General features: G+C 65.8%; 8 protein-coding genes, 1 tRNA gene and 1 pseudogene. 5 read left to right on the forward strand and 5 right to left on the reverse strand.

The features are described from left to right. Nucleotides 1-2 precede the first annotated feature (2 nt). Nucleotides 3-932, forward strand: coding sequence for an ornithine carbamoyltransferase (gene argF / locus RKE40_RS26310; protein ID WP_083533224.1), 930 nt, complete (start codon nucleotides 3-5; stop codon nucleotides 930-932). Continuing rightward, nucleotides 929-1,936, forward strand: coding sequence for an Hsp33 family molecular chaperone (locus RKE40_RS26315; protein ID WP_390893539.1), 1,008 nt, complete (start codon nucleotides 929-931; stop codon nucleotides 1,934-1,936). Before argF ends, RKE40_RS26315 begins: the two co-directional genes overlap by 4 nt. Nucleotides 1,937-2,000: 64 nt before the next feature. Here the strand turns inward: RKE40_RS26315 and argE are convergent, their stop codons facing one another. Beyond that, nucleotides 2,001-3,179, reverse strand: a complete 1,179-nt coding sequence (gene argE / locus RKE40_RS26320; protein WP_316021135.1) for an acetylornithine deacetylase — start codon at nucleotides 3,177-3,179, stop codon at nucleotides 2,001-2,003. After that, complete coding sequence (apaG, locus tag RKE40_RS26325) at nucleotides 3,176-3,568, reverse strand: Co2+/Mg2+ efflux protein ApaG (protein WP_316021136.1); 393 nt, start codon at nucleotides 3,566-3,568, stop codon at nucleotides 3,176-3,178. Before apaG ends, argE begins: the two co-directional genes overlap by 4 nt. Nucleotides 3,569-3,783: 215 nt before the next feature. Here apaG and RKE40_RS26330 point away from each other — a divergent pair, with 215 nt between their 5' ends. From RKE40_RS26330 to RKE40_RS26340, 3 genes are all read left to right on the forward strand, one after another. Beyond that, a complete protein-coding gene (locus tag RKE40_RS26330) occupies nucleotides 3,784-4,956 on the forward strand; it encodes a 2'-deoxycytidine 5'-triphosphate deaminase (RefSeq protein WP_316021137.1) in 1,173 nt (390 codons plus the stop codon). Between the two features lie 410 nt (nucleotides 4,957-5,366). Beyond that, nucleotides 5,367-5,663, forward strand: a complete 297-nt coding sequence (locus RKE40_RS26335; RefSeq protein WP_316021138.1) for a hypothetical protein — start codon at nucleotides 5,367-5,369, stop codon at nucleotides 5,661-5,663. 112 nt (nucleotides 5,664-5,775) lie between these two features. Further along, a tRNA-Gly gene (locus RKE40_RS26340) sits at nucleotides 5,776-5,850 on the forward strand. A 138-nt stretch (nucleotides 5,851-5,988) separates the two neighbouring features. Here the strand turns inward: RKE40_RS26340 and RKE40_RS26345 are convergent. From RKE40_RS26345 to RKE40_RS26355, 3 genes and pseudogenes are all read right to left on the reverse strand, one after another. Continuing rightward, nucleotides 5,989-6,240, reverse strand: coding sequence for a hypothetical protein (locus RKE40_RS26345; protein WP_316021139.1), 252 nt, complete (start codon nucleotides 6,238-6,240; stop codon nucleotides 5,989-5,991). 421 nt (nucleotides 6,241-6,661) lie between these two features. Then, complete coding sequence (locus RKE40_RS26350) at nucleotides 6,662-7,132, reverse strand: hypothetical protein (RefSeq protein WP_316021140.1); 471 nt, start codon at nucleotides 7,130-7,132, stop codon at nucleotides 6,662-6,664. Nucleotides 7,133-7,226: 94 nt separating this feature from the next. Then, nucleotides 7,227-7,347 (reverse strand): annotated as a pseudogene (locus RKE40_RS26355) (IS630 family transposase); the annotation flags it as partial.

Here is a 7,347-nt window from a genome sequence, read left to right on the forward strand (position 1 = left end):
GCATGGGGACTCCAGTGCGTCACTTTCTCGATCTCTCGGATTTTTCCGCCGGGGAACTCCGGGCCATTCTCAAGGCGGGCGAGGAGATCAAGACCCGCCGGCGTACCCCCGCCGCTGCCGGCGATCGCCTGCTCGAGGGCAAGGTCATCGCGATGATCTTCGAGCAGCCGTCGCTGCGCACCCGCGTCTCCTTCGATGTCGGCATTCGTGAGCTCGGCGGTTCTCCGATGATGGTGACCGGTCAGGAGATCGAGCTCGGCGAGCGCGAGACCATTGCCGACACCGCCCGCGTGCTGTCGCGCTATGTCGACGCCATCATGATCCGCATGCTCGACCATGATTCCGTGGTCGAGATGGCGAAATACGCAACCGTCCCGGTGATCAACGGCCTGACCAAGCGCCAGCATCCCTGCCAGGTCATGGCCGACGTCATGACCTTCGAGGAGCGCAAGGGGCCGATCAAGGGCAAGCGCATCGCCTGGACCGGCGACACCAACAACGTCCTGACTTCCTGGGTGCATGCCGCCGGCCGGCTCGATTTCGAGCTCGCCATCGCGACGCCGGAAGAGCTGGCGCCGCCGCCGGCGCTGATCGACTGGGCCCGCAAGCAGGGTGCCAAGCTCTCCCTGACGACGCGGCCGGAGGCCGCCGTCGAAGGCGCCGACTGCGTCATCACCGATTGCTGGGTCTCGATGGGCGACGAGGAGGGCACCCGCCACAACCTGCTGCGTCCCTTCCAGGTCGACGAGCGCCTGCTCGGCCGCGCCGAGAAGGACGCGATCTTCATGCACTGCCTGCCGGCATCGCGCGGTGAGGAAGTCACCGACGCGGTGATGGACGGGCCGCAATCGGCTGTCTTCGACGAGGCCGAGAACCGGCTGCATGCCCAGAAGGGCATCCTGGCCTGGTGCTTCGGCGCGGTGGCGGCCTGATGGCGGAGAACGATCCGATCGGCGCCCCGGCGCCCGACGACAGGGTCCTGCCCTTCGCGGTGCCGGCGCTCGACATTCGCGGCCGCGTCGTCAGGCTCGGCGCCTCGCTCGACCAGATCCTCGAGCGCCATCGCTATCCTGAGCCCGTCGCGCGCGTGCTCGGCGAGGCGGCGGCGCTCACCGTGATGCTCGGCACCACGCTGAAGTCCGAGGGCCGGTTCCAGCTCCAGACCAAGAGCGACGGGCCGATCTCGATGCTGGTCGTCGACTTCAACGCACCCGACAACTACCGCGCCATGGCGCATTACGATGCCGACCGCCTGGCGCAGGCGATCGACGCCGATGCGCTCTCGACCGGCGAACTGCTCGGCCGCGGCCATCTCGCCATGACCGTCGACCAGGGCTCGGAAGCGACGCGCTATCAGGGCGTCGTCGCCCTCGACGGCCAGAGCCTTGAAGAGGCCGGGCACCAGTATTTCCGCCAGTCCGAGCAGATCCCGAGCCGCATCCGCCTCGGCGTCGGCACAGTGTTGACCGGCGGCGGCCTCGCCTGGCGCGCCGGCGGGCTGATCGTGCAGTTCATGCCGAACTCGCCGGACCGGATGCGTGCCGCCGACCTGCACCCCGGCGACGCGCCGGAAGGGCATGAGATCCTGGCGAGCGAGGATAATGACGGCATCGCCGACGATGCCTGGGCCGAGACCCGCTCGCTGGTCGGCACCATCGAGGACCATGAGCTGCTCGACCCGACGCTGGAGAGCGAGCGTCTGCTATACCGGCTGTTCCACGAGCGCGGCGCCCATGTCTTCGAGCCGGTTCTCGTGCATGACGCCTGCCGCTGCTCGCGCGAGCGCGTGCTCGGCATGCTGCGCGGCTTCCCGCCCGAGGATCGCAAGGCGATGATCGCCGATGACGGCTCGCTGGCCGTCACCTGCGAGTTCTGCTCGCGGCGCTACGGTTTCGACCCGGCCGAGGTCGAGGCGGAGATTTCGGCGGGAGAGTGAATCTGCGGAGAACCCTCTCCTGGAAGGAGAGGGTTCTCCGCGCTCATTTCGTCGAAGGCGGGATCTATGCCCGGCACTGCTCCATCAGCCGCCGCATGAAGACCTCGCCGGCAGAAAACTGCTCCAGCGTGATGTACTCGTCCGGCTGATGCGCCTGGTCGATCGAGCCCGGCCCGCAGACCACGGTCGGCAGGCCGGCGCGCTGGAAATGGCCGGCTTCGGTGGCATAGGCCACGGCGATGGTGCTGTTGCGGCCGGCGAGCCGCATCGCCAGCGTCTCGGCCTCGGAGCCGGGATCGGGGGCGAGGCCGGGAACGTCCGAGCTCATCACCGTCTCGATCGCGGCGCTCGGAGCGGTCTTCCGCATCCGGGCGAGTACCTCCTGCGACAGAGCGGCGAAGCGGGCGGGCACGTCTTCCGGATCGGAGCCCGGCAGAGTGCGGACCTCCCAGGACAGATCGCAGCGATCGGCCAGGATGTTGCGGGCGATGCCGCCCTGGAACTTGCCGACATGGATGGTGTCATAGGGCGGGTCGAACCGGCCGCTTGCGTCGATCTGCGTCTCGCGTTCATCGGCGAGCCGGACCAGCTCGGCTGCCAGCCGCGTGCCGGCATGCACGGCGCTGGCGCCGAGATGCGGCTTCGAGGAATGCGCTGCGAACCCGGTGACCTTGGTGAAGAAGGTGCGGATGCCCTTATGCGCGTCGGCGATGTCGAGCGAGGTCGGCTCGCCGACGAGGACGGCGCGCGGCCGCGGCAGGCTCTTGCCCATCTCGGCGATGCCGTCGACCACGCCGAGGCAGGTGACCTCCTCGTCATAAGAGAAGAACAGGTGGATCGGCGTCTTCAGATCCGCCGCCAGGAAGTCCGGCACGAGCGCAAGCGCCAGCGCGACGAAGCCCTTCATGTCGACGGCGCCGCGACCATAGGCCCGGCCGTTCTCGACATGCAGCGTGAATGGGTCGCGCGACCAGGCCTGGCCCTCGACCGGCACCACATCGGTATGGCCGGAGAGCAGCACGCCGCCGCGATCCTGCGGGCCGATCGTCGCGAACAGCGCCGCCTTGTCGCCGGTGGCATTGGGGAAACGGGTCGAGGCAACGCCCCAGCCGGCAAGGTAATCCTCGACGAAGTCGATCAGCGGCAGGTTGGATTTGTGGCTGACCGTGTCGAAGGCGACGAGCCGGGCGAGCATGTCGAGCGGCTGGTAGCGCTGCCCGGTCGGACGTGCGGAGGCGTTCAATGCAGGACCTTCTTCACATAAGGTGAATCGAGTGGAAACAGCGGCACTTCGACCTCGAAGGCCGCGCCGTCTTCGCCGAGCATGGCGTAGGAGCCGCTCATGCTGCCGTCGGGCGTCATCAGCGGGCAGCCGGAGGTGTAGCTGAAGCTCTCGCCGGGTTGCAGGACCGGCTGCTTGCCGACGACGCCTTCGCCGCGGACCTCGTGGACCTCGCCGCGGCCATCGGTGATCACCCAGTGCCGCGTCATCAGCTGCATGGTGCGATCGGAGAGGTTCACGATCTCGATCGTATAGGCCCAGAAGTACCGGCCCTGCTCCGGCGTCGACTCGGCCTCCATGAATTTCGGCGAGACGGTGACCCGCACGCCATGGGTTTCGGCCTGGTACATGATCTGAGGCTCCGTGCCCGCAGGCGCGGTCTTCTCCCGGCGGATGTCGTTCAGCCGTTATGCCCCGGAGCCGGCTTCGGGCTCAAGCGCGAAGCTTGGGCACGGGCGTGCGCCGGCGCGTTTCCGGCGTGGACAACTGGCGCGAAAACGGTCTCGCAGGCGCGAAGGTGGCGGGCTTGCTGTATGATCGCCGCCTGTTTAGAGGTTCTGATCCAATGGTGACATCCTCCGACCTGCCGACCGAGCTCGCGGAGCCGGCCTCCGCCTCGCTCAGCGGCAAGTCCGGCGTGCTGCCGCGCCAGGATATACGCACCCTCGTCAGCCGCGGCATGGTGCGCTCGAGCTCGGGGGCGATCGACGAGAGTCAGTACCAGCCGGCGAGCCTCGATCTGCGCCTCGGCGACAAGGCCTATCGCGTTCGCGCCAGTTTCCTGCCCGGGCTGAACAAGAGCGTCGAGCAGGTCCTCGAGGATCTCGCACAGGATGAGGTCTCGCTCGAGCACGGCGCCATTCTCGAGAAGAACTGCGTCTACGTCGTCGAGCTGATGGAGTCGCTGGCCGACCTGCCGGCGACGATCTCGGCCTTCGCCAATCCGAAGAGCTCGACCGGGCGTCTCGACGTCTTCACGCGCCTGATCGCCGATCGCAGCGAGGTCTTCGACAGCGTCGCCGGCGGCTATTCCGGCAAGCTCTACGCCGAGATCTCGCCATCGAGCTTCTCGATCAAGGTGCGCAAGGGCAGCCGGCTCAACCAGCTTCGCTTCCGCCGGCGTGGCGGCGGCCAGGAGGAGGCTTCGGGCTTCCGGGTCTCGGACCGGGATCTGCGCCTCGTCCATGAGCGCACGCCGCTGGTCGACGGGCCGGCGACGATCCGCAACGGCCTCGTCTTCCGTATCCATCTCGCCGGCGCCAGCGACGACGAGATCATCGGCTACCAGGCGCAGCGCTTCACCGATGTGATCGATGTCGACCGCGTCGGCCAGTATGCCGTCGAGGATTTCTGGACGCCGCTCTACACCAGGGGCCGCAAGCGCCTGATCCTCGACCCCCACCAGTTCTACATCCTCGCCTCGAAGGAGCGCCTGCACATTCCGGCGGGCTTCGCTGCCGAGATGGCGCCGATCGATCCGAGCATGGGCGAGTTCCGGGTGCATTATGCCGGCTTCTTCGATCCCGGCTTCGGCGTCGGTGCCGATGGTGCGCCTGGCAGCCGCGGCGTGCTCGAGGTGCGCAGCCATGAGGTGCCCTTCGTCCTGGAGGACGGGCAGGTCGTCGGCCGCCTCGCCTTCGAGAAGATGGCGGCCGAGCCGGACGCGCTCTATGGCGAGATCGGCACCTCGAACTATCAGGGCCAGGCCCTGAAGCTCTCCAAGCACTTCCGCAGCTAGAGCGTTTTCGAGCGAAGTGGGTACCGGTTCGCGTGAAGAAAATGCGATAAGGCAATGGGCTAGAGCATCAGACCGAAAAGTGGACACCACTTTTCGGAGGAATTCGATGCTTCGACAAAGAGATGGATCGCCAGTTTGTGTCCGGCAGGACGCGGCGATCTGGGCCGAAATCGGCTGCTTCGCTGCGTGACCTGCCAATCGTTTGTTAGCTGCGAATCCCGATCGCTTGCCTGATCGGCAAGCATCCTTGCGACAAAATGGCGATTTCGTGTCAAATGGCGCCAAGTACCGCCTGCGACGTCGGTCAGCGATCGGCGGCGCGTTCATGTCCGTGTCACCGGCGGGGGCGTACTCGACGTCTGTCCGCTCCATGGCTTCGTGGCCATCTATTTGAAAAGGAAGGATTTTTCATGCGCGCGCTCATCATCGCCGGCGTCCTCGCGGCCGGTCTCGCCGGCTGCCAGACCGTCGAGCAATCGGCGGCTGAAGCCGACACCGTCTGCCTCGATGCCGGCCATCGTCCCGGCACGCGCGCCTTCGAGCGCTGCCGCAGCGACGTCTTCCAGAGCTTCCGCCGCTCCAATGCCCAGGCGAGCAACGCGGTCGCGGCCGGCGTCGTCGCCGGCGCGGTCGGCGGCGCGGTCATCGCCGCCTCGTCGCGCTCGCGCTATTACGGCTATGGCTGCGGCTATTACGGCTGCTGGTAAGCCCTTTGACGGCGCCGCGTAGGGCGACTGCCGCGGCGCCGTTCGATTTCCGCGAAATCTTGCGCAGGCCGGCTTGCAGGGCCGGCCACCACCCGGCTATATCGATCGGCGCGCGGGCGTAGTTCAGTGGTAGAACGTCAGCTTCCCAAGCTGAATGTCGTCGGTTCGATCCCGATCGCCCGCTCCAATTTTCTTTGAAGCTCAGCTTGTTGTGGCGATCTGCCGCTAAATTCGTGCTTCCTATCGCGTTCTCCAAGCGTGATCAGCGGCTATTGTCGCCGCCGCAGCCGGCGATGCGCGCTTTTGGCTACCGTCCGGCTCTTTCCTATCGGCCCGCGCGAGTATCGGACGTCGCCGAAATCTGTGTATGCCCGACGGCGCCGCGGATCGTGTGGAGGTCGACCTCGGCGTCGTTAGCGGCGGCCCTGGCATCGCTGTTCCAGACCGCGTCGGGAATGTCCGCCATTCTGGCGATCTCGCGCCAATCGCGGGCATAGGCAAACTCGGCATAGGACCGGCCGGCCGTCTCGTCGGTGATCAACGCGCCGAGGCGCTGCTCGGTCGGGATCTTTGCCAAGATCTGCATGGTGAGGGGGAACAGCTAGAGGTCGTGCGAGGTACCACTGATGGCTAAAGCCGTTGTCAACAGCGTGCTCGTGGAACTCAGCGCGGCTGATAGTGACGCCTTGCGCGCTTCGGTCCCGCCTCCGCCGACGATCGGCGACTACAGCCGCGCCATTCAGGAGCATCTCGACCAGACAGCGAAGCTGCGCAGCTACGACAGCATCCATACAGCAGTCGGCTACCGTGACGACCCCAATCCGGTCTTCGCAGCCGAGGGGCAGGCTCTGTTCGTCTGGGGTTCCGCAGTCTGGACCTTGTCTATGTCAAGGTGGGGAAGCTCGAGGTCGGCACGCGCCCGCAGCCGACCGTGGACGAGCTTATCGCAGAACTGCGACCAATTGTCTGAGCACCGAGCCGTGAGTGGCCGTTCCGGCTCAGCCGCGGCCGCCTCGTACCGTGACAACTTCCTTCAGATTGGGGGTCGGCCAGACGACGGTTGCTTCGCTGACGCCGTCATAGCGGAAATCATGCTCGGCCACTTCGGGATGGAGCGGCTTGTTCCAGATGAGTTCAGGGCGCTTTGCGAGCGAAGGGTTTAACTTGAACGCCATGGTTCCACTGTAAAATTGGATCGAATAAACCGGAGATAACTCGTCGACTACTTCTTGATTATCGATGGGCGGGAACTCGCCTTCGAAGAAATGGTTCGCGTTGGAAACGAGCACGTCGGTCGCATCTTTCGCATATTCGAGGAACGACCTATCCCGGTGCCGTGAGAACTCCTTCGTGAAGCTCGTGCAGGTATCCTCAATCGCTATCACGCAAGGCTTTGGCGCGACTGCCAGAGCGGAGTGCTCATAGCTGCTCTTCAGGTCGGCTAGGTCTTGAGAAAAGTTGGCGTTCATCCGCAGCTCGTGCGCTTTCAGGACGACATAGACCAGCCTCCTTCCTATCAGAGCGCACCCACCTACCTCTAGAGCGTTTCCGGTTTAATCCGGTTCATCCGGCGGCTTTGAAGTAGTTGGCGCACTCGTCGGGTGAGAAGAGTCCGACGATGGCGCCGACGGCGTCCCAACGGGCGGAGATGCTGCGTTCGGCCCGAGCTCGGAGGACGGCCTTC

The sequence above is a fragment of the Allobosea rubneri genome, from assembly GCF_032464875.1.
Taxonomy (GTDB): domain Bacteria; phylum Pseudomonadota; class Alphaproteobacteria; order Rhizobiales; family Beijerinckiaceae; genus Allobosea; species Allobosea rubneri.